Annotated in this window: 18 protein-coding genes; 5 read left to right on the top strand and 13 right to left on the bottom strand. The window is 71.1% G+C overall.

Translation table 11 applies throughout. From position 1 onward, the window contains the following. The first annotated feature begins 2 nt into the window (after positions 1-2). Positions 3-1,187, top strand: coding sequence for a class I SAM-dependent methyltransferase (locus tag GXW76_RS01210; RefSeq protein WP_211860156.1), 1,185 nt, complete (start codon positions 3-5; stop codon positions 1,185-1,187). A 189-nt stretch (positions 1,188-1,376) separates the two neighbouring features. On the opposite strand, the gene GXW76_RS01205 is transcribed toward GXW76_RS01210, so the two are convergent. Then, entirely contained in the window at positions 1,377-2,360 is a 984-nt protein-coding gene (locus GXW76_RS01205) for a Bug family tripartite tricarboxylate transporter substrate binding protein (protein WP_211860155.1), read from the bottom strand. Positions 2,361-2,466: 106 nt separating this feature from the next. On the opposite strand from GXW76_RS01205, the gene GXW76_RS01200 reads away from it, so the two are divergent. From GXW76_RS01200 to GXW76_RS01190, 3 genes are all read left to right on the top strand, one after another. Beyond that, positions 2,467-3,186: a DUF1028 domain-containing protein gene (locus GXW76_RS01200; protein WP_211860154.1), complete on the top strand. Its 720-nt coding sequence runs from the start codon at positions 2,467-2,469 to the stop codon at positions 3,184-3,186. An 82-nt stretch (positions 3,187-3,268) separates the two neighbouring features. Next, positions 3,269-4,345, top strand: coding sequence for a tartrate dehydrogenase (locus GXW76_RS01195; RefSeq protein ID WP_211860153.1), 1,077 nt, complete (start codon positions 3,269-3,271; stop codon positions 4,343-4,345). Between the two features lie 127 nt (positions 4,346-4,472). Then, positions 4,473-5,981: an amidohydrolase family protein gene (locus GXW76_RS01190; protein ID WP_211860152.1), complete on the top strand. Its 1,509-nt coding sequence runs from the start codon at positions 4,473-4,475 to the stop codon at positions 5,979-5,981. Positions 5,982-5,993: 12 nt separating this feature from the next. On the opposite strand, the gene GXW76_RS01185 is transcribed toward GXW76_RS01190, so the two are convergent. From GXW76_RS01185 to GXW76_RS01140, 10 genes are all read right to left on the bottom strand, one after another. Then, positions 5,994-6,953 (bottom strand): Bug family tripartite tricarboxylate transporter substrate binding protein, encoded by a 960-nt coding sequence (locus tag GXW76_RS01185; RefSeq protein WP_211860151.1) that lies wholly within the window; start codon positions 6,951-6,953, stop codon positions 5,994-5,996. Between the two features lie 17 nt (positions 6,954-6,970). Next, a complete protein-coding gene (locus tag GXW76_RS01180) occupies positions 6,971-7,873 on the bottom strand; it encodes an NAD(P)-dependent oxidoreductase (RefSeq protein ID WP_211860150.1) in 903 nt (300 codons plus the stop codon). Between the two features lie 64 nt (positions 7,874-7,937). After that, entirely contained in the window at positions 7,938-10,019 is a 2,082-nt protein-coding gene (locus GXW76_RS01175) for a hydantoinase/oxoprolinase family protein (RefSeq protein WP_211860149.1), read from the bottom strand. Continuing rightward, entirely contained in the window at positions 10,006-11,766 is a 1,761-nt protein-coding gene (locus GXW76_RS01170; RefSeq protein WP_211860148.1) for a hydantoinase B/oxoprolinase family protein, read from the bottom strand. Before GXW76_RS01170 ends, GXW76_RS01175 begins: the two co-directional genes overlap by 14 nt. A 10-nt stretch (positions 11,767-11,776) precedes the next feature. Further along, positions 11,777-12,742, bottom strand: a complete 966-nt coding sequence (locus tag GXW76_RS01165; protein ID WP_211860147.1) for an oligopeptide/dipeptide ABC transporter ATP-binding protein — start codon at positions 12,740-12,742, stop codon at positions 11,777-11,779. Next, entirely contained in the window at positions 12,735-13,706 is a 972-nt protein-coding gene (locus GXW76_RS01160) for an ABC transporter ATP-binding protein (RefSeq protein ID WP_211860146.1), read from the bottom strand. The genes GXW76_RS01165 and GXW76_RS01160 overlap by 8 nt, the downstream gene beginning before the upstream one ends. Continuing rightward, positions 13,703-14,545, bottom strand: a complete 843-nt coding sequence (locus GXW76_RS01155; protein WP_211860145.1) for an ABC transporter permease — start codon at positions 14,543-14,545, stop codon at positions 13,703-13,705. Before GXW76_RS01155 ends, GXW76_RS01160 begins: the two co-directional genes overlap by 4 nt. After that, positions 14,542-15,555: an ABC transporter permease gene (locus tag GXW76_RS01150; RefSeq protein WP_211860144.1), complete on the bottom strand. Its 1,014-nt coding sequence runs from the start codon at positions 15,553-15,555 to the stop codon at positions 14,542-14,544. Before GXW76_RS01150 ends, GXW76_RS01155 begins: the two co-directional genes overlap by 4 nt. Before the next feature lie 10 nt (positions 15,556-15,565). Further along, a complete protein-coding gene (locus tag GXW76_RS01145) occupies positions 15,566-17,158 on the bottom strand; it encodes an ABC transporter substrate-binding protein (RefSeq protein WP_211860143.1) in 1,593 nt (530 codons plus the stop codon). 367 nt (positions 17,159-17,525) lie between these two features. Beyond that, on the bottom strand, positions 17,526-18,323 hold the full coding sequence (locus tag GXW76_RS01140) for an enoyl-CoA hydratase/isomerase family protein (RefSeq protein WP_211860142.1): 798 nt from the start codon (positions 18,321-18,323) through the stop codon (positions 17,526-17,528). An 86-nt stretch (positions 18,324-18,409) separates the two neighbouring features. Here GXW76_RS01140 and GXW76_RS01135 point away from each other — a divergent pair, with 86 nt between their 5' ends. Further along, complete coding sequence (locus tag GXW76_RS01135) at positions 18,410-19,387, top strand: Gfo/Idh/MocA family oxidoreductase (protein ID WP_211860141.1); 978 nt, start codon at positions 18,410-18,412, stop codon at positions 19,385-19,387. Positions 19,388-19,461: 74 nt separating this feature from the next. Here GXW76_RS01135 and pobA read toward each other — a convergent pair whose 3' ends face one another. After that, positions 19,462-20,634, bottom strand: a complete 1,173-nt coding sequence (gene pobA, locus GXW76_RS01130; RefSeq protein ID WP_211860140.1) for a 4-hydroxybenzoate 3-monooxygenase — start codon at positions 20,632-20,634, stop codon at positions 19,462-19,464. Positions 20,635-20,739: 105 nt separating this feature from the next. Continuing rightward, entirely contained in the window at positions 20,740-21,039 is a 300-nt protein-coding gene (locus GXW76_RS01125) for a transposase (protein WP_246513825.1), read from the bottom strand. Between the last annotated feature and the right edge of the window lie 19 nt (positions 21,040-21,058).

Here is a 21,058-nt window from a genome sequence, read left to right as displayed (position 1 = left end):
CCATGAGCTTCCCGAGCCAGGACCCCTTCTGGTCCGAGGCCGCCCGCGTGGTGCGCGACCGTGCCACGCCGGGCGCGGGCATCCTGGCGCCGGACATCTTCTGGTGGGTCTTCCCGCGCATCCACCGCTACGTGCGCACGGTGATCGCGCCGGAGGACCGCCATGACTGGGCCATCCTGCACAAGGGCATGCTGGATGCGCTGACGCGCGACGCGCTGCGCGACATCACGGCACGCCTGCAGCCGATGCTGGCCAACGCCGTCTTCGTCGTCTTCGGCCCCGAGGCCAAGGCCGAGGAGGCGGAGGCCATCCGCGCCAGCGAGCATTTCCAGGCCTTCGAGAACGCCCTGCCCGGGCGGATGGAGCGCCCCGACCCGGCGCCCGAGGCCGAGACCGATCCCGTCCTGCCGGAACCCGGCATCATCGCGCAATTCCCGGCCATGACGGCTGCCGAGCTGCGCCATGCGATGAACCAGTTCTGGCGCAACGGCGGCTATGTCTACGAGACGCTGCGAGACCGCACCTACTACGAGGAACTCGACCGGCTCATCGCCGAGTATCTCGGCGCCTGCGACGGGCTGGACCTGCTGGACCTGTGCTGCGGCACCGGGCGGCTGGCGCGGCTCGTGCCCGGCGCGCACGCGGTGCTCGGCGTGGACATCTCGACCGTGGCGCTGGAGATGGGCCGCGCGCGGCACGCCCACGATGCGCGCTTCCGCTTCGCCGCGATGGACACGGCCGCGCTCGCCCTGCCCGATGCCGCCTTCGACCGCGTGCTCTTCATCGACGCGATCGAGCATGTGAGCGACCCGGCGCGCACCCTGGCGGAGACGTCGCGGGTGCTGCGCCCCGGCGGCACCGCCATGATCACCGTCACCAACCGGGACGGGCTGAACCAGCGCATCTCGCGCAAGCTCGGCTCGGGCGAGTTCGTCACCAACTACCAGCACCTGCACGAATTCACCTGGGCCGAGACCCAGTCGATGCTCGCCGCCGTCGGCCTGCGCGCCGAACGGGCCGACGGCATCTTCCTCTACCCCTATTGGGGCGTGCCTGGCGTGGACGACACGGTGCGCCACCTCACCGACGACGACCCCGAGATCGTCGCCGCCACGCTCGACCTCGGCCGCCGCGCCGGTCCCGAATACGCCTACGCCTTCGCCGTGCTGGCGCGGAAGGACCGCTAGTGTCCTGCCCGCTTCGTTCGCTGGATTTCCAGCGAACGAAGCAAACAAGCAGGCCACTGAAAACCAAGGCCAGTGGCCCGAGAACGAAGTCCGCAGGATTTCGGAATCAGGCCATTGGAACGGATCGCGGGCGGCCGGACCCGGCCGCCCGCGTCCCGACGCCCGCCGGAGCGGCCCGGTGCCGTGCGCCTACTCCGCGCGGATATTGCCCTCGCGGATCACCGGCTCCCACTTCTCCGCCTCGGCGCGGATGAAGGTGGCGAATGCATCCGGCGAGCCGGCGACGATCTCGGCCGCCTGAACGCGCTCGGTCTGCTCCTTGATCGAGGGCGTGGTGATGATGGCGCGCAGCGCACGATTGGCTGCCGCCACGAGTTCCGCCGGCATCCCGGCGGGCCCGACGACACCGTGCCAGGTCGCCGAGGAAAAACCTGCATAGGTCGCCCCCACCGGCGGCACGCCCGGCAGCAGCGGCACCGCATTCGCGGTGCTGACGGCGATGGTCTTCACCCGGTTCTCGCGGATGAAGGGCAGTGAGGTGGAAACCGAGGGGAAGGTCCAGTCCGTCTCACCCGCGATCACGCTGCGCATGACGTCCGCGCCGCTGCGATAATGCACCGCCGTCCAGCGGATGCCCGCCCGCCGTGCGAGCAGTTCCGCGCTCAGGTGGCTGGCATGGCCCACGCCCGGGGAGGCATAGGTCATCTCCCCGTTGCGCCGCTTCGCCAGTTCAATCAGTTCCGGCAGCGTCGCTGCCTCGAGCCCCGGCCGGGCGACGATGACCAGCGGCAGGTTGACCAGGTGGATGATCGGCGAGAAGGCCGCCAGCGGATCGTAGCCGAGGCCCGGCTGCAGCATCTTGCCGATCGCATTGGCGCCGAGGTCCGCCATCATCAGCGTGTAGCCGTCAGGCCGGCTCGTCGCGACGACCCCGCCCGCGATGGTGCCGCCGGCGCCCGACCGGTTCTCCACCACCATCGGCTGGCCGTTGGCGTGCTGCGGGAATGCATTGGCGACCGTGCGCGACAGCGTGTCCACCGCGCCGCCGGCGCCGAAGGGCACGATCAGGCGCACGGGCCGGTCGGGCCAGGCGCCCTGGGCGCGCGCCACGGCGGGCGCCGCGGCGGCTAAGGCAAGGGCGCCGAAGGCGCGGCGGCGCAGCACGAAATTCATGGCGTTGGTCCCTCCCGCTTATTGCGTCCACATCTGCGCGCCCGCGCCCTGCTGTCAACCGCGACGTGACAGTGCAGGATGCGGCGTCGTTCAGGAGTCCTCCGCCATGACCTGGTCCATCGTCGCGCGAGATCGGTCCACCGGCGCCTTCGCCGTCGCCGTCACCACCTGCAATCTGGCGGTCGGTGCAGCCTGCCCCTTCCTGCGCACCGGGGTGGGCGCGGTCTCCACGCAGTCGATGAGCAACCGATATCTCGGCCCGGCGGTGCTGGACGCCATGGCGCGCGGCCTCTCGCCGCAACTGGCGCTGGACAGCGCGCTGGCCGGGGACCAAGGGCGTGGCCTGCGGCAGATTCACGCAGTGGACGCGCAGGGGCGCGTCGCGGCCTTCACCGGGGCGAACTGCGTGGAATGGTGCGGCTCCGTCGCCGGAGATGGCTTCAGCGTCGCCGGCAACATGCTCGTGGGGGAGCGCGTGGTGACCGAGACCGCCGAGGTCTTCGCGAGGCGCAGCGACCTGCCCCTCCCCGAACGCCTGATGGAGGCACTGCATGCCGGCCAGGCGGCGGGCGGCGACAAGCGCGGCAGGCAATCCGCCGCGCTGGTGATCACCACCACCGAGGACTTCCCCGACATCAACCTGCGCGTGGACGACCACGCCGACCCGCTGGTGGAACTGTCCCGCCTGCTCGCCCTGTGGCGGACGCAGGCCGAGCCGGGCCTGTCGACCCGTCCCTCCCGCGCCAATCCGGCCGGGCTGACGGACATGGACGAGATCGAGGCCGGCTGGCGCGCCCGCGGCCTCGACCTGAAGTTCCGCCGCTGAAGACTTGCGCGCGGACACCGATCAGGACTTGCGTGCCTCGCAACGCGACGGCAGGGAAGCCGGGAGACAGGAGGAACAGCCCATGCGCCAGCACAGGATCGCCGCCATCGGGGGCGACGGCATCGGACCGGAGGTCATCGACGCGGGCTGCCGCGTGCTGGAAGCCGTCGCCGCGGCGCAGGGCGGCTTCTCGCTGTCCTTCCAGTCCTTCGACTGGGGCAGCGAGATGTACCGCCGCACCGGCAAGATGATGCCGGATGGCGGGCTGAAGCAGTTCGAAGGCTTCGATGCCATCTTCTTCGGCGCCGTCGGCGCGCCGGACATTCCCGACCACATCACCCTGTGGGAATTGCGCCTGGCGATCTGCCAGGGCTTCGACCAGTACGCGAATGTCCGCCCCACCCGCCTGCTGCCGGGCGTGCGCGGCCCGCTGCGGGAGGATCTCGGCAAGCAGATCGACTGGGTGATCGTGCGCGAGAATTCCGAGGGCGAATACGCCGGCGTCGGCGGGCGCGCCCATCGCGGGCTGCCGATCGAGGTGGCGATGGACGTCGCGGTCTTCACCCGCGAGGGCGTCGCGCGCATCTGCCGCCATGCCTGCGAGATCGCCATGTCCCGCCCGCGCAGGCACCTGACGGTGGTCACCAAATCCAACGCCCAGCGCCACGGCATGGTGATGTGGGACGAGGTCTGCGCCGAGGTGACGTCCCACTATCCCGCGCTGACGGTCGAGAAGATGCTGGTGGACGCCATGACCGCGCGCATGGTGATGAAGCCCGGCACGATCGACACCATCGTCGCGACCAACCTGCATGCCGACATCCTGTCCGACCTCGCCTCCGCGCTGGCGGGCTCGCTCGGCATCGGCGCGACGGGGAACATCGACCCGCAGCGGCGCCGGCCCTCGATGTTCGAGCCGATCCACGGATCGGCCTTCGACATCACCGGCAAGGGCATCGCCAACCCGCTCGGCGCCTTCTGGACCGCGTCGATGATGCTCGATCACCTGGGCGAAGCACCCGCTGCGCAACGCCTGATGCGCGCGGTGGAGGCGGTGACGGCCCGCGGCGACGTGCTGACGCCGGACCTCGGCGGCACGGCGACGACCGCACAGGTCACGGATGCAGTGATCGCCGCGCTGAAGGGTGCCAACATCTAGAGCAGATCCCGATCAGGTGGAATCATCTGGTCGGGTGAAGATGCTCGCAAGAACAAGGGCCTGGAGCGACTTTCGTGAGCCGAGGCGAACGGAAACCGCTCAAAAGCGCAGCACAGGAGCAGCCGGCATGGCGGAGATCGAAGCGGGCTTCACCCTCATCCGCGGCGGACGGCTGGCCGATCCCGCGCGGCGCCGCGCGGAGGTGACCGACATCCTCGTGCAGGACGGCGTCATTCGGGAGGTCGGCACCGGCCTCTCGGCCCCACCCGGCGCGCGCGTGATCGAGGCCGCCGGCTTCCTGCTGCATCCCGGCCTGATCAACGCGCACACCCATGGCCACAGCGCGCTCTCCCGCGGGCAAAGCGACCGCTGGACCCTCGAACTGCTGCTGGCGGCCGGACCCTGGACCGGCGGCAACCGGGCGCTGGCCGACAAGAAGCTCGCCGCGCAGATCAACGCGGCGGAGCTTGTGCTGAAGGGCTGCACCGCGGCCTACGACCTCTACGCCGAAGTGCCGTTGCCCACGGCCGAGGGGCTCGATGCAGTGGCCGAGGCCTATGCCAGCGTCGGCATGCGCGCGGTCATCGCCCCGATGGTCGCTGACCGCACCGTGTACGAGGCCATCCCGGGCCTCTACGACGCCCTGCCCGATGCGTTGCGCGCACAGGTGGACCGCCTGCGCCTGCCTGCCTGGGAACGCACGCTGGATGCGATGCGTGGCGTGCTCGCGAACTGGCGTTGGGCCGGCAAGGACATCCGCGCGGCGGTGGCGCCCACCATCCCGCTGCATTGCTCGGACGCCTTCCTCTGCGGCTGCCGCGACCTGGCGCGGGATTTCGGCATTGGTCTGCATTCCCATGTCGGCGAGAGCAAGGTCCAGGCGATCACCGGCATCCGCCGCTACGGCAAGACGCTGGTCGCGCACATGGATGCGCTCGGCCTCGTGACGCCGGACTTCACGGCCGCGCACGGCATCTGGCTGGACGACGATGACTTCAGACGGCTGCGCGACGCGGGGGCGGCGGTTGCGCACAACCCCAGCAGCAACATGAAGCTCGGCAACGGCATGTTCCGCTTCCGCCGGGCGCGGGATCTCGGCGTCACGGTCGGCATCGGCACCGACGGATCGAGTTCCTCCGACAACCAGAACATGTACGAGGCGATGCGCGCCGCCTCCCTGCTGTCGAAGGTGCAGACGCCCGATCCACGCGCCTGGGCCAGCGTGGAGGAGGTCTACGAGGCGGCGACGACCGGCTCCGCGCGCGCGCTCGGCTTCAAGGACATCGGCGCCATCGCGCCGGGCATGAAGGCGGACATCGTCTTCCTCGACCTTGGATCGATCAACTGGATCCCGCACCACTGGTCGGTGAACCAGATGGTGCACGCCGAGGACGGCACCAGCGTCCGCCACGTCATGATCGGCGGCCGTTTCGTGGTGCAGGACCGGAAGCTGCTGACGATCGACCTGGCGAAGCTGGCGATCGAGGCGGAGGCCGCGCGTGAGCGGCTGGAAGCGCTCAATGCCGAATGGAAGGGGCTGTTCGAGCGGCTGGAGCCGATCGTCGCTTCCTTCTGCCCGGCGCTCGCGGCGCGGCCCTACCACCTCCGGCGCTATCTCTGCGACGCGCCGGAGTAGGCAGGCGGCGCGCTACTGCTGTTCCAGCCCCGCTTCCCGCGCGCGGGCGGTCAGCACGGTGATCTGGTTGCGCAGGAAGTCCTGGAACTGCTGCGGCGTACTGCCGCGCGGCGCATAGCCGAGGCGCGCCAGCCTTTCCCCCAGTTCCGCATCGCCCAGCACCTTGTTCAGCGCGGCGTTGGCGCGAGCGATGATCGGCGCCGGCGTATTGGCCGGCACGCCGATGCCGAACCACACGTCGAAATCGAACTCCGGCAGCACCGACTTCACGGTCGGGATCTCGGGCGCCAGGGAAAAAGGCTGCGGGGAGGTCACCGCCAGCACGCGCACCTTGCCTTCCCGCGCCTGCGGCATGCCGGCGGCGAAGTCGGTGAAGGTGCTGTCGATGCGCCCGGCGATGACGTCCGTCAGCGCCTCCGGCCCGCCGCGATAGGGCACCGCCGTCATCTCGACGCCGGCCAGCCGCGCGAGCGTCGCCGAGGCGATCAGCGCGCTGGAATTGCCATGGCTGAAGGTCAGCGGCGTGCGCGCGGCCTTGGCGTGCTCTATGAAGCCGCGCAAGTCACGCGCCGGGGAACTCGCCGGCACCACGAGGATATAGGCCGTCTCCGCCACGAAGCCGATCGGCGCGAAGTCGCGGATCGGATCGTAGGAGAGCCGTCGCACCGTGTAGGTATTCAGCGCGCCGTTGGTCACGCTCAGCACGCACCAGGTGTGACCATCGGGCGCCGAGCGCGCCGCGCTTTCCGTGCCCACGACGCCGCTGCCGCCCGGCCTGTTGTCCACGATCACCGGCTGGCCAAGTTCGCGCGAGAGAGGTTCCGCCAGATGCCGCATCAGCGTGTCCGTCACGCTGCCGGCGGGGAAGGCCACCACCAGCCGGATCGGCCGGTCGGGCCAAGCCTGGGCCAGCGCTGGGGTCGCGAGGAGCGCCGCGCTGGAGCCGGCCAGAAGGGTGCGTCGGTTCATCATGGTCGCCTGCCTCCGTCTCACCGCGATGCCCGGATGCCCAGGAACCGGTGTATCTCGGTATTGTCCACGCCCGGTCCCAGCGCCTCGACGGCTTCCGCCCAAAGGCCGCGGCAGAGCGCGAGCGACGGCGCCTCGATGCCGGTCTGGTCCGAGATGCTGCCCGCGGTGTCGAGGTCCTTGCGCATCAGGCCGAGCTGGAAGCCGCCGGCGTAGCGCCCGCTGATGATCTCCTGCCGCGACTTGGTCTCGGTGGCGATGTTGCGGCCGGAGGAGGCATTCATCACGTCGGTCAGGATGCCGAGGTCGAGGCCGAGGGCAGACCCCATCCGCAGCGCTTCCGCCGTCGCGAGCAGGCCCGCGGCATAGACGAAATTGTTCAGCGCCTTCATCGCATGCGCGCTGCCGACCGCGCCGGTGCGGATGATCTTCTCGCCCATGCCCTTCAGCACCGGCTCCGCCTTGGCGAAGGCCGCGTCCTCGCCGCCGACCATGATGGCGAGCGTGCCGGTCGTCGCCTTGGCCACGCTGCCGGACACCGGCGCATCCACCAGCGCGGCGCCGCGCGCCTCGATCAGTGCCGCGAGGCGCCGGGTCTCGCCGGGTTCCGAGGAACTCATGTCGATCACCAGCGTGCCCGGCCGCAGGGCGGCGAGCAGGCCACCCGGGCCTTCCATCACCTGCGCGACGACACGGCTGTTCGGCAGCATCAGCACGACGACATCGGCCCTGGCCGCGACCGCCGCCGGATCCGGCGCGAAGGCAACCGCACCGGCCGGCGCGCCTTCCGCCACCGCCGCGCGGGCCGCTTCCGAGGGGTCGCAGCCAAGCACCCGGAAGCCGCGCGCGACCAGGCTGCGCGCCATCGGAAGCCCCATCATGCCGAGGCCGATGAAACCGACCTCAATCCCTTGATCCGCCATGGACCTTCCCCCGATTGATTCGGGCGCGATGCTCACGCGCAGCAGGCGGCTTGGCAAGCGCGGGTCAGCCCCGCGTCAGCAGCAGGGCGCCGGAGGGATGGACCTCGCCCGACCATCCCGCGCCCACCAGCGTCGTCGCATCCAACTGGGTGACGATGGCCGGGCCGGGGAAGACCGCACCGGGACCGAGACGCGCACGATCCAGCACCGGCGCCTCCACCGCGCCGCCGGGAAGCAGGATGCGCTGGCGGCCGACCATGGCCTCCGCGGCGCTGCCGCCATGCGGCGGGCTGGGCGCCGGGGCGGGCAAGGCACCGGCCGCCTCGACGCGCAGGGTGACGATCTCGACCGCGACTTCCGGCAGGTCGAAGCCGTAGAGGCCACGATGCGCGGCGGCGAAGGCGGCGCCCAGCGCCTCCGGCGCCGTCCAGGGGATGGAGAGTTCGTGCCCCTGTTCCTCGTAGCGCATCAGCGCGACGCGGCGGGTGCGGCGGTCGGCCTCGGCGACCTGTTCCAGCGCGAACCAGGCAATGGCCTCGGCCTCGAGCGCGGCGAAGGCCGCCTCGATGCGCGCGAGATCCGCGCCGTCCAGCGGCTCGGCGATGCTGCGAGTGAATTCGGCCTTGAGGTCGGCGGCGAGCAGCCCCTGCGCGCACAGCACGCCGGGCGCCGGCGGCACCAGCACACGGGTGATGCCGAGCAGTTCCGCCAGCGCGCAGCCATGCAGCGGGCCGGCACCGCCGAATGGCACCAGGGTGAAGTCGCGCGGATCGTGCCCGCGCTCCACGGAGACGACGCGGATCGCGCCGACCATGTTGTTGTCGGCAATGGCGAGGATGCCGCGCGCGGCGGCATCGAGCGTCAGGTCCAGCGACTGCGCGACGCGGGCGATCGCCGCCTCCGCAAGGGCCGGATCGAGCGTCATCCGCCCGCCGAGCAACGAAGGCGGCAGGTGGCCGAGCACGACATGCGCGTCCGTCACCGTCGCTTCCGTGCCGCCGCGGCCGTAGCAGGCGGGGCCGGGTTCCGCGCCGGCGCTCTGCGGGCCGACCGTCAGCGCGCCATCGGCGCCGATGCGCGCGAGCGACCCGCCGCCGGCGCCGATCGTCACCATGTCCACCATCGGCAGCGGCAACGGCCAGGGGCCGACGCGGCCGGTCTGGGTCAGGCCGATCTCGCCCTTCGCGATCAGGCAGATGTCGGCGCTGGTACCGCCGATATCCACGGTGATCAGGTTTTCCACCCCCGCCGCCGCAGCGACGGCGCGTGCCCCGACCACACCCGCGGCCGGCCCCGAGAGTGCGGTCTGCGCCGGCGCGCGCCCGATCGCCGCCGCGCCGGCGACACCGCCGTTCGACTTCATCAGCAGCAGCGGCGCGTGGATGCCGGCCTGCTCCAGGCGCGTCTCGAGCCGCGCGATGTAGGTGGACACCGCTGGCATGACGGCGGCGTTCAGGACCGTGGCCATGCTGCGTTCGTATTCGCGCACCACGGGGAAGACATCGACCGAGGCGGTCAGCGCCAGGTCCGGCGCCTCCTCGGCGAGGATCGCCAGGGCGCGACGTTCATGCGCCGGATTGGCGAAGGCATGGAGGAAGCAGACCGCGATCGCCGCGACGCCCGCCGCCTTCGCCGCACGCGCCGCCGCGCGCACCGCTTCTTCGTCGAGCGGCGCGAGTTCGCTGCCGTCCGACGCCATGCGCCCGCCCGCCTCGAAGACCAGCGAGGGCGGCACCGGCCGCTTCGGCTTCACCCAGGCCCAGAGATTGTCCCGCCGCGGCAGGTCGGCGCGGCCGATCTCCAGCACATGGCGGAAGCCGGCCGTGGTCAGCAGCGCGGTCGGCGCAGTGCGGCCTTCCAGGATCAGGTTGGTCGCGACAGTGGTGCCATGCAGGACACGGCCCGTCTCCTCCGCGCGGCGGCCGGCGGCATCGAGCGCCAGGCGCACCCCGGTGACGAAGGCCTCGGAGGGGTCGCGCGGCGTGGAGGGAGTCTTGGCCGTCCAAGCCTGCCCCGTCACGGCATCCTGCAGCGTGACGTCGGTGAAGGTGCCGCCGATGTCCACGGCGACGATGAGGGGCGCCGACAATTCCGGCTTCATGGTCTCGGCGGCGCGCGATCCAGGGCGAAGGTCAGGCGACGGCATCGCGGTATCCGTTCCGGTGAAAGAGGCCCGTCGCCGGACGCTGCATCCGGCGGGCCGCCGTCGCGGCCTCGTCCACGGTGCCTTCGCGGACGACGACGCCATAGTCGCGCGCCGCACGTTCCAGCGAGACGAAGCCACCGAGCACATCGGCCAGCACCTGATCCGCAGGTCGGTCGAAGGGGTGGCCCCAGCCGCCGCCCCCGCCGGTCTCGATCCGGAAGACGTCGCCCTTGCGCAGGATCGTCCCGTCCGAGAGCGGCGCGAGGATGCGCTCACGCTCCGTTCCCGGATTCACCACGGCACGGCCCGAGCCGCCATTCATGCCGCCCGCCACGCCCCAGGGCGGGTTCTTCACGCTGTCGATGCGCACGGCGAGCATCGCCTCGTCGGCCATCACCTCGAACTCGCGGATCACGCCGCAGCCCCCGCGGAACCGGCCGGGCCCGCCGGAATCGCGGTTCAGCCCGTAGGCGCGCAGGCGCACCGGGTAGGTGAGCTCCATGAACTCCGCCGGGTAGTTCTCCTGTGCGACGAAATAGACGGCGTCGGTGCCGTCGGCGAAGGGGCGCGCGCCGTAGCCGACGCCTATGCCGTCGCTCATCAGGAAACGCTTGCCTTCCGCCGTGCCGCGCAGGGCGATGACGACATAGGCGGAATGCGCGGCGGGTGCCTCCCCGTTCCGCGCCACCGCCACCAGCCCGTGCAGCGCGGCGAGCAACCGCATCATGGTCAGCCCGCGCAGGCCGAGCGGCGCGGGCGCCTTCGGGGCCAACAGGGAGCCCTCGCGCAGACGCACCTCATCGATGGCATGCGGGGCGCCGGCGTTCAGCACCTGCCCCGTCGTGCCCTGCAGCACGTAGAGGCCGAGCGCCATGCCCGGCACATCCGGGTGCATCAGCAGGTTCACCGGGCCGGGCGCCTGGTCGTCGGTCCCGGTTGCATCGAAGATGAAGCGGTCGTCTTCCGTGCGCGTCAGTGCGAGGCGCAGCGTGAAGGGGCCGTTGCCATGGCCGTCCGTGTCGATGGCATCGGCGAAGCGCGTCGTGCCAATGGGGAAGATCTGCCGCAGTTTCCCGCGCACCGTCGCCTCGGTGCGGGCAAGCAACTGTCGGAAGGCGTCCTCCAGCACCTCCGGCCCGAAGCGGCCGGCCATTTCCGACAGACGCTTCTCGCCGAGCCGCACCGCGGCCATCAGCGCGCGCGTGTCTCCCTGGGACTGGGTCGGGAAGCGGCTGTTGCGCCAGAAGGTGCGCAGCAGGTCCTCATTCGTCTCGCCGTCGCGCGCGAGGCGCACCGGCGGGATGATGATGCCCTCCTGGAAATGGTCCGTCGCATCGGGGCTGAGGGAGCCCGGCCGCAGCCCGCCAATGTCCGAGAAATGCGCCCAGCCCATCACGAAGCCGACGCGCTTCCCCTCGTGGAAGGTCGGCGCAAGGAAGACCTGGTCGTTGGAATGGGAGACGGCGCCACGACTGCCGTAGCAGTCATTATACCAGTAGAGGTCGCCTTCCCGCATGGTCTCGATCGGAAAACGTCCGGCGACGGGGGCAACGATGTCGCCGAAGATGGGCAGGTCGCTGCCGACCGCCATGGCGCCGTTCGCGTCGAACAGCGCAGTGTAGAAATCCTTCTTCTCACGGATGAAGGCGGACATGGCGGTGCGTTCGAGCAGCGCCTCCATCTCCGCCTGCGCAGCGCGCGCGGCGCCGCGGATGATCTCGAGGGTGACGGGATCGCAGTGGCTCATGGTGTTGCCTTCAGGCGGCATCCCGCCAGCGGTGGCAGGCCACGCTGTGGCCGGGGCCGGCGGGCTCCGTCACGGGGTCGCGCGCGGCGCAGTCGGCCGTTGCCATGGCGCAGCGCGGGTGGAAGCGGCAGCCGGTGGGAATGGCGCGCAGGCTGGGCGGGTCGCCGGGGAGAGACGGCCCACTCTCCCGCCCGTCGAGATGCGGCGCGGCGGCGATCAGCGCGCGGGTATAGGGATGACGCGGCTCGGCGAAGAGCGTCGTTGCGCTGCCTTCCTCCACCACCCGGCCGAGATACATCACCGCCACCCGGTCGCACACGCGGCGCACCACCGAGAGATCATGCGAGATGAACACGTAGGTCAGCCCAAATCTTTCCCGCAGGTCGCGCAGCAACCGCAGCACTGCCGCCTGAACGGAAAGGTCGAGCCCCGCCGTCGGCTCATCCAGGATCACCACCTTCGGCCGCAGCAACAGGATGCGCGCAAGGCCTATGCGCCTTTGCTGCCCTCCGGAGAGTTCATGCGGGTAGCGATCCGCCAGCGCGGCATCGAGGCCGACCGCGCTGAGCGTCTCCGCGATGCGCGCCTGCTGCTCGGGGCCGCTCGTCACGCCGTGGATGGCCAGCCCCTCCGCCAAGGTCGCGCCGACACGCCACCAGGGGTCCAGCGCCGCGCCGGGGTCCTGGTGGACGTAGTGGATCGTCCCCCGCGCCCGCCGCGCCGCATGGGGACCGAGGCCGGAGACCGTGCGCCCTTCAAGCCGAATCTCGCCCGCCGCCTCCCGCTGCAAGCCGAGCAGCGTACGGGCGAGCGTCGTCTTGCCGCAGCCGCTCTCGCCGACGATGCCGAAGGTCCCGCCCGCCGAAATCGAGAGGTCCACGCCGTCCACCGCGCGCACGCCGGCACGACGGCGCAGCAAGCCGCGGCGCGCGCCGAGATCCACCACCAGCCGCGAGGCACCGAGGATCTCAGCCATGCACGGCCTCCGGGATCGCATCGGCGTGCCAGGGGCAAGCCACGGCACGGCCGCCCGGAAGTGCCTCCAGCGGCGGCGGCTCGACCGGGCAGCCAGAGCGGATGATCGGGCAGCGCGGATGGAAACGGCAGCCGGAAGGCTGCGCCGTCGCCGCCGGCACGGTTCCGGGGATGCCCGTCAGGTCCGTCGCGCGGTCCGGGTGACAGGCGAGCAGCATCCGCGTGTAGGGATGCTGCGGCGTGTCGAGCACGGCCCGCGTCGGGCCGTTCTCCGCCACGCGGCCGGCATAGAGGACCGTCACCTCCGCGCAGACCGAGGCGAGCACGCCGAAATCATGCGTGACGAACAACAGCGACAGGCCGCGCTCCACCACCAGGCCGCGCAGCAGCGCCAGGATTTCCCTCTGCGTCGTGACGTCGAGCGCCGTGGTCGGCTCGTCCGCCACCACCAGCGCCGGGTCGCAGGCAAGCGCCGCGGCGATGAGCAGGCGCTGCCGCTGCCCACCGGAGAACTGGTGCGGAAACTTCCGCAACGCCGCCTCCGGATCGGGCAATTGCACGGCACGGAAGAGATCGAGGATCCGCCGCCTGTGGTCCGCCCGCGAACCCGGCGCATGGCGACGCATGATCTCGAGGATCTGATCCCCCGCCCGAAACACCGGGTTCAGCGAAAGATACGGGTCCTGCGGCACGAAGCCGATGCGCCCGCGGGCGGATTCGGCGTGGTCCGCCAGGATGTCGCGCCCTTCGAACAGGATGCTGCCGCGCGGCGTCTCCGCGCCCTTGGGAAGTATGCCCAGGATGGCACGCAGCAGCGTCGACTTGCCGCAGCCGCTCTCCCCCACCACACCGACCGTGCCGCCGCGCGGGACGGTGATCGCGACATCGTCGAGGATCTCCGCAACGCCGCCTTCCGTGCGCATGCGCACGACGAGGCCTTCCACCTGCAGCACGGGCGGGCTCATCGGCGCGACCGTCGCAGGCGCGGGTCGGCTGCATCACGCAACCCGTCGCCGAGCAGGTTGAACCCCAGCACCAGCAGCAGGATCGCAAGTCCCGGAAAGGTCGGGAACCACCAGGCTTCCGGCAGGTGCTGCCGCGCCTCGGACACCGCGAGCCCCCAGTCGGGCGAGGGCGGCGCCGCGCCGACACCCAGAAAGCCGAGGATCGCCGCCGTCAGGATCGTGAAACCCATGCCGATCGTCGCGCGCACCAGCACCGCCGGGGCGGCGTTTGGCAGGACATGCAGGAACAGGATTCGCGTGGGGCTCGCCCCGATGCCCGCGAGCGCGTCCACGAACAGTGCACTGCGCAACCGTCGCGTCTCGGCGTAGACGGTGCGGGCGAAGAAGGGCCAGTAGGTCAGGGCCAACGCGACCATCGCCGCACCGATCCCCGGCGCGACCAACTGGCCGAGCGCCAGCGCCAGGATCAATTGCGGCACGGCAAGAAAGACGTCCGTCACGCGCATCAACGTCTCCGACAGCCAGCCTTCCTTCCAGCCAGCGGCAAGCCCGATCGGCACGCCGATCGCCATGGCCGCGACCACCACCGCGACAGCCACCAGCAGCGCATTCCGCGTGCCGAGGATGACGCGCGAAAGGATGTCCCGCCCCAGATTGTCCGTTCCGAACGGGAAATCCACCGAGGGCGGACGCAGGCGCTGCATCAGGTGGCTCTCGAAGGCGTCCTCCGGATAGGGCGCGATCCAGGGCGCGAAGATCGCAATCACGACAGCGAGGATCACGATCAGCAGGCCGAGCGCGGCGACCGGGTCCCTCAGCAGGTGGCGCAGCGCCGTCACCCCGCGTCCTCCGCGACGCGCGGGTCGATCAGTGCCTGCGCGACGTCCACCAGAACGTTGACGACGGCGTAGACCACACCGACCACCAGCGTGACCGCGAGCAGCGCCTTGTAGTCGGAGGAAAGGATCGCCTGGACCGCATAGGTGCCGAGGCCCGGCCAGTCGAAGATCGCCTCCACCGCCACCGCGCCCGAGATCAGCGCGCCGAAGAGCAGCCCGACCTGCGTCACCACCAGCGTCACCGCATTGCGCAGCACGTAGATGGCGGCGAGCCTCACGCGCCCGTATCCGGCGGCGCGGGCATAGAGCACGAAGTCCTTCTGCAACGTCTCCAGCACGCCCGAACGGGTAAAGCGCGCGATGGTGGCAAGCCCAGGCAGGCTCAGCGTGATCGCCGGCAGGGCGAGATGCCTAAGTGCATCGCCGAACATGTCGAGCCGGCCGGCGACCAGGCTGTCGACCAGCAGGAAGCCGGTCACCCGCGGCGGCAACCCGATCGCGACATCCACCCTGCCCCGCAGCGGCAGCACGTCCAGATCCATCGAGAAGACCAACTGCAGCATGATCGCCAGCCAGAAGGAGGCGATGGCAAGCCCGCCGACGGAAAGCAGCCGCACCAGGTGGTCCACCGGCCCATTGTGGTTCAGTGCCGCCACCAGCCCCAGCGGCACGCCGAGCAGCACCGCCAACAGCAAGGCTGCGAAGGTCAGTTCCAGCGTCGCGGGCAGGCGCTGGGCGATCTCCTCCGTCACCGGGCGGCCGGAGAAGATGCTGCGGCCGAAATCCCCCGTCAGCACCTGCCGCACATGGATCACGGCTTGTTCCATGATTGGCCGGTCCAGCCCGTATTGCGCGCGGATCTCGGCGAGTTGCGCCGGCGTCGCGGCATCGCCCGCCAGCGTCGCGGCCGGATCCCCCGGCACGACGCGGGACAGCACGAAGGTCAGGATGACCAGCCCGAACAGCGCCGGCAGCGCGAGCAGTAGCCGGCGAAGGACGTAGAGCGCCACCGATCCCCGCTCAGTTCTCCAGCGACATCAGGCGGATCTCGCCGCCCGAGCCGACCGGCGAGAACTGGTAGCCCTGCACTCGCCGCGACAGGCCGCGCAGGTTCAACGTGTTGTAGACCCAGATGTCCGGGCTATCGGCCACGACCTGCCGCGTCGCCTGCTGGTAGAGCCGCTCCCGCTCGCCGCGGTCCAGGCTCGCCCGCGCGCGCCGCAGCAGCGTGTCCACCTCCGCATTCGTGTACCAGGCGCTGGCCTTCCAGGTGCCGTGGAACTGGCTGTCGTACATCTGGCCGACCCAGTTCTCCGGATCCACGAAGTAGGTGGAGACCCAGTGTACCCACATGTCGGGCGTGGTCTGCGGCTGTCCGGTCGCGCCGGTGATGTTCGCCCAGGTGCTCGGCACGATGCGCAGGTTGATGCCGACGCGGCGCAGGTCCGCCTGGAACATCTGCGCCGCCTGCACGGTCTGCTCGAGTTCCGACTGGATGTGGATCTCGATCTCGCGGTTCAGCGGCGCGCCGGCGGCGCGGGCCCGGTCGCAATGCTGGCGCGCCAGGTCGAGGTTGAATGCATAGGGCTGCAAGTCCGACGGATTGCCCCAGAGGTTGTTCGGATTGGGGCCGCCGTTGCGCACCACCAGGCCCTTCAGGATCACCTCGTTGAAGCCCTGGTAGTTGAAGGCATGGGCGAAGCAGAGCCGCGCGTCGCGATTGTCGAAGGGCGGCTTGCGGTTGTTCATGCGGATGATGAAGACGCGCATGCTCTCGTCGCGCGCGACGCGCGTGCGGGCGTTGCGCTCGACCCGCTCCACCTGGTCGGTCGGCAGGTAGGAATCCGTCGCGTCGATCTCGCCCCGCAGCAGCGCCAGGACGCGGGTCGAGGTCTCGAGCACCGGCCGTGCGCGCACCTGCTCGATCGGCCGCTGGTTGTGCGTCCAGCCCATGAAGTGCCCAGGGAAGCGCGCCAGATCGAGCGAGACCCGCGCCTGGTAGTTCGACGGGTCGATGCGGTAGGCACCCGACCCGGCGCCGTTCACCGCGAGCCAGCCCGCGCCCCAGTCATTGTTCGCGACATGCGGCGCGATGGCGCGCGGGTTGACGATGGCGACCAATGGAATGGCGGAAAGGAACGGCGCATAGGGGCTGGAGAGCACGAAGCGCACCGTGCGCGGGCCCGCCGCAGTCACGTTCTCGGCCCGCAGGACGGGCGCGAAGGCGGCGGCCGGCGCGCGGTTCATCGCGAGCAGCCGGCGGAAGGAATAGACGACGTCCTCCGCCGTCATGTCGCTGCCGTCGTGGAACCTGATGCCTTCCCGCAGGGTGAATTCCCAGGTCAGGCCGTCGGCGCTGGTGGTGTGGCTCTCCGCCAGCCAGGGCAGGAGTTGCGGCGGGTTGCCCTGGTAGCGATAGAGCCCGTCATAGACGTTGAGCAGCACGAACTGGCTCGGCACGTCGAAGACCGCGTGGGGGTCGAGCGTCGCCGGCAGCGTGTCGCCCCAGACCAGCGGGCGCTGCTGCGCGGCGGCGGGGAAGGTCGTCGCCGCAACCGGCACGGTGGCGACGACGGCGGCGAGGAAGGCGGCGCGCAGGCGACGGAAGCCCATCTCTCGGTTCTCCCTGTGACGCGTGTCGTGCGGCATGAGAAACCCGGCGCTCCGGCCAGGCAAGCCCCCGCCGTAACGAATCCCCTCTCGCGGCGCATCGCGGTGCCGCCCGATGCGGCAGGCTGCATCGGCGCGCGGCAGTCGCACATGCGGCGCCCCCTCCCCGGTCGCGCGCGGATCGGCCATGCTGCTGCATGGAGATCGGGGCCGGCATGCACGTGGTCAGCCCTTCGGCGATGCCTCACGCGGCGGCACGACGCCCTGGATCGCCGCGCTCGGCGCCACGCCGCCGATGCAGTCCGTGGCATCCTTCATGACGCGGAGCCGGCAGGCGGGTGCGCGGGTCGGGCGCCGCCCGCCGCGCGGGTCAGGAAGCCCAGCGCGGCGCCCGCTTCTGCTGGAAGGCGGTGATGCCCTCGCGCGCCTCCTCCCCCGCAGCGCAGCGGGCGAAGGCCAGCGCGCCCGCCTCGGCATAGCCTTCCGGCGCCAGCGGCCCGAGCGCGGCGATCAGTGCCTTGGTCTCGGCGATGGCCGTCGGCGCGCCCTTGCGAATGTCCGCCAGCACGGCCTCGACCGCCGAATTCAGCGCCGCGGCATCCGACGCCACCTGATGCACCAGGCCGAGCCGCAGCGCTTCCGCGGCATCGATCACATCGGCGCGCAGCACCATGCGCGTCGCCGCGCTGCGCCCCATGCGGCGTACCATCCAAGGCAGGATCTGCGCCGGCACCAGGCCGCGCAGCGTCTCCGGCGCGCAGAAGCGCGCATCGGCCGAGGCGATTGCAATATCCGCCGCGCAGACCCAGCCGAGGCCGCCCGCATGCGCGGCACCCTGCACCGCCGCGACCACCACCTTGGGCAGCGCGCTGAGCCTGCGGTAGCGCTCGCCGATCTTCCGGTTGCGTTCCTGCGCCGCGGCCAGGCGTTCGGCCTCGCTGTCCTGGGATCCCACCTCGCCGAGGTCGAGACCCGCGCAGAAATGCCCGCCCGCGCCCGAGACGACGACGACGCGCGTCCCCGGGTCGGCCTCCAGGGTCGCGAGCGCGGCGTCCAGCGCATCCCCCATCGCGGAGTTCATGGCATTGCGGCGATGCGGGCGATTGAACACCAGGCGCGCGACGGCGCCTTCGAGCGTCAGCAGGACGGGCGGTTCGGTCTCGGACATGGGTTCCTCGCGCGTGAAGCGCGCGGAGGATAGACCGCGCCCCCGAGGGCGGCGATACAGGCGCTGTACCCGCGGAGGTAAGTGACATGGCGGATCGTATCGGCCTCGGCATCGTCGGCTTCGGCATCATGGGGGAGCGGCTCGCGCGCTTTGCGGCGGAGCACGAGCAGGTGCGCCTGGTCGGCGTCTGGGATCCCGCGCCCGAGGCGGCGGCGCGGCTTGCCGCCGCCGTGCCCGGCGTGCCGATGCTGGCCTCGGCGGAGGCGGTGATCGCGGCCTGCGACTGCCTCTATGTCGCCTCGCCGCCCGCCTTTCACCTCGCCCACGCCAAGGCGGCGTTCGCCGCGGGCAAGGCGGCGTTCCTCGAGAAGCCGCTGGCGGTGAGCACGGAGGAGGCGCGCGCCTTCGTTGCGGCGGCGGAGGCCTCCGGCGCGCGCGGGGCGGTGAACTTCCCGATGGCGTCCTCGCCGGCGGTCGCGCAACTCGGCACGTGGCGCGCGGAAGGCGTGGTGGGCGAGCCGCGCGAGCTGTCCGTGACCGTCGCCTTCGCCGCCTGGCCCCGCTCATGGCAGCGCGACGCGGTGACCTGGCTCGACCGGCCGGAACAGGGCGGCTTCACGCGCGAGGTCGTCTCGCACTTCCTGTTCCTGACGCGGCGGCAGCTCGGCCCGCTGGCGCTGGAGGCGGCGCGCGCCACCTTCGCCGCGCCGGGCCGTTCGGAAACCGCCATCGCCGCACGACTCACGGCGGGCGGCGTGCCCGTCACGCTGTCGGGCGGCGTCGGCACCACGCTGGCGGACGACCACAATGCCTGGGTGCTGGAAGGCCCCACCGGCGCCATCCGCCTGCGCGACTGGTCCTTCGCCGAGCGTCGTGCCGCCGACGGCGTGTGGTCCGCCGCCCCGGACGCGGTGCCGAACGAGCGCATGCGCCCGATGGTGCTGCGCCACCAGCTGGATGGCGTCGCGGCCATGACGCGCGGGCAGGCGCACCACCTCGCCACGCTGCGCGAGGCGCTGGAGGTGCAGGAGGTCGTCGAGGCGGTGCTCGCCGCGCGCGGCTGACGCGGTCCCGACCTGCGGATAGCCCCGCGACCGGTCCCGCGCGCGATGCCTTCCGCACGAAGGCGTGGCGCGCGTCAGTCCAGCGGCAGCCCGACATAGTTTTCGGCCAGCGTGGTCTGCTCCGCGACCGAAGACGCGAGGTAGTCGAGTTCCGCCTTGCGGATCCGTTCCTCGAAGGCGTCTTCCTGGTCGTAGCGGTGCAGCAATTGCGTCATCCACCAGGAGAAGCGCTGCACCTTCCAGATGCGATCGAGGCAGGTGGCGGAATAGGCGTCCATCAGCGCCTCCCCCCTGCCGACGAAGAAGGCCTCCAGCGCGCGCACCAGCACGCGCACGTCGGCGATGGCGAGGTTCATGCCCTTGGCACCCGTCGGCGGCACGATGTGCGCGGCATCGCCCGCCAGGAACAGGCGCCCGTGGCGCATCGGCTCGGCGACGAAGGAGCGCATGGCGGTGACGCCCTTCTGCAGGATCGGACCTTCCTCCAGTTCCCCGTCAGCCGCACCGAGGCGCGTGCGCAGTTCCGACCAGATGCGTTCGTCGGACCATTGCGCGAGATCCTCCTCCGGCGTGCATTGCAGGTAGAGGCGGCTGACGCTGGTGCTGCGCATGGTTGCGAGCGCGAAGCCGCGCGCGTGGCGAGCGTAGATCAGTTCCTCCGACATCGGCCGCGAGCGAGCGAGGATACCGAGCCAGGCGAAGGGATAGGTGCGGTCGAAGATGCGCAGGTCGGCGGCCGGGATGGATGGTCGGCAGATGCCGTGGAAGCCGTCGCAGCCGGCGATGACGTCGCAGTCCAGCGCCTGCGCGCGCCCCTCATGGCGGAAGGTGACGCGCGGGCGGGTCGAGGCGATGTCGTGGACCGCGACGTCCTCCGTCTCGAAGCACAGCGGCAGTCCGGCGGCGAGGCGGATGGCGATCATGTCCTTCACCGCCTCCTGCTGGCCGTAGATGGTCACGGCCTTGCCGCCGGTGAGGCGCGAGAGGTCGATGTGGTGATCCACCCCGCCGAAGCGCAGATGCAGCCCGTGATGCACCAGGCCTTCGCGATGCAGGCGATCGGCGACGCCGGCCTCGGTCAGTGTGTCGACCGAACCCTGTTCGAGCAGCCCGGCGCGGATGCGGCCCTCGACATAGGCGCGCGGCTTTGCCTCCAGCACCACGCTGTCGATGCCGCGCTGGTGCAGCATCTGCGCCAGCAGCAGCCCCGCCGGCCCGGCCCCGATGATACCGACCTGGGTGCGCATCCCCGCTTCCCCCTGCGTCCTTCGGGTATGGGCACGGCGCGGCCGCGACGCAAGCACGGCGCATCAGGCTTGCCGGCCAGGTGCATCAGTCCCTGGGCTCAGGACTCATTGATTGAGCCAGAAGGTGGCGGTCGCGGCGAGGGCGATGGCGCTGACGAAGGTGTTGGCGCAGCGGTCGTAACGCATGGCGATGCCGCGCCAGTCCTTGAGCCTGCCGAACATGGTTTCGATGCGGTGGCGCTGGCGGTGGAGCAAGGCGTCGTGTGGCATCGGCTGCCTTCGGCCCCGCGCCGATGGAATGCAGGGCGTGAGGCCGCGGGTACCCCGGACACCGCGGAAGCGGGCGCTGCCGTAGCCACGATCCACGAGCGGTTCCTGCTTCCCGGCTGGAAACCGGGACAGCATCAGAACTGCACCGCGGTGG

Source organism: Neoroseomonas soli, assembly GCF_018129065.1.
In the GTDB taxonomy this organism is placed as follows: Bacteria; Pseudomonadota; Alphaproteobacteria; order Acetobacterales; family Acetobacteraceae; genus Neoroseomonas; species Neoroseomonas soli.
This window is presented reverse-complemented; position numbering and strand designations above follow the sequence as displayed.

What these genes read in the sequence shown, in the direction of transcription:
- GXW76_RS01210 (WP_211860156.1), top strand. Translation starts at nt 3, where the DNA reads ATGAGCTTCCCGAGCCAGGACCCCTTCTGGTCCGAGGCCGCCCGCGTG.
- GXW76_RS01205 (WP_211860155.1), bottom strand. Translation starts at nt 2,360, where the DNA reads ATGAATTTCGTGCTGCGCCGCCGCGCCTTCGGCGCCCTTGCCTTAGCC.
- GXW76_RS01200 (WP_211860154.1), top strand. Translation starts at nt 2,467, where the DNA reads ATGACCTGGTCCATCGTCGCGCGAGATCGGTCCACCGGCGCCTTCGCC.
- GXW76_RS01195 (WP_211860153.1), top strand. Translation starts at nt 3,269, where the DNA reads ATGCGCCAGCACAGGATCGCCGCCATCGGGGGCGACGGCATCGGACCG.
- GXW76_RS01190 (WP_211860152.1), top strand. Translation starts at nt 4,473, where the DNA reads ATGGCGGAGATCGAAGCGGGCTTCACCCTCATCCGCGGCGGACGGCTG.
- GXW76_RS01185 (WP_211860151.1), bottom strand. Translation starts at nt 6,953, where the DNA reads ATGATGAACCGACGCACCCTTCTGGCCGGCTCCAGCGCGGCGCTCCTC.
- GXW76_RS01180 (WP_211860150.1), bottom strand. Translation starts at nt 7,873, where the DNA reads ATGGCGGATCAAGGGATTGAGGTCGGTTTCATCGGCCTCGGCATGATG.
- GXW76_RS01175 (WP_211860149.1), bottom strand. Translation starts at nt 10,019, where the DNA reads ATGCCGTCGCCTGACCTTCGCCCTGGATCGCGCGCCGCCGAGACCATG.
- GXW76_RS01170 (WP_211860148.1), bottom strand. Translation starts at nt 11,766, where the DNA reads ATGAGCCACTGCGATCCCGTCACCCTCGAGATCATCCGCGGCGCCGCG.
- GXW76_RS01165 (WP_211860147.1), bottom strand. Translation starts at nt 12,742, where the DNA reads ATGGCTGAGATCCTCGGTGCCTCGCGGCTGGTGGTGGATCTCGGCGCG.
- GXW76_RS01160 (WP_211860146.1), bottom strand. Translation starts at nt 13,706, where the DNA reads ATGAGCCCGCCCGTGCTGCAGGTGGAAGGCCTCGTCGTGCGCATGCGC.
- GXW76_RS01145 (WP_211860143.1), bottom strand. Translation starts at nt 17,158, where the DNA reads ATGGGCTTCCGTCGCCTGCGCGCCGCCTTCCTCGCCGCCGTCGTCGCC.
- GXW76_RS01140 (WP_211860142.1), bottom strand. Translation starts at nt 18,323, where the DNA reads ATGTCCGAGACCGAACCGCCCGTCCTGCTGACGCTCGAAGGCGCCGTC.
- GXW76_RS01135 (WP_211860141.1), top strand. Translation starts at nt 18,410, where the DNA reads ATGGCGGATCGTATCGGCCTCGGCATCGTCGGCTTCGGCATCATGGGG.
- pobA (WP_211860140.1), bottom strand. Translation starts at nt 20,634, where the DNA reads ATGCGCACCCAGGTCGGTATCATCGGGGCCGGGCCGGCGGGGCTGCTG.
- GXW76_RS01125 (WP_246513825.1), bottom strand. Translation starts at nt 21,039, where the DNA reads ATGCTGTCCCGGTTTCCAGCCGGGAAGCAGGAACCGCTCGTGGATCGT.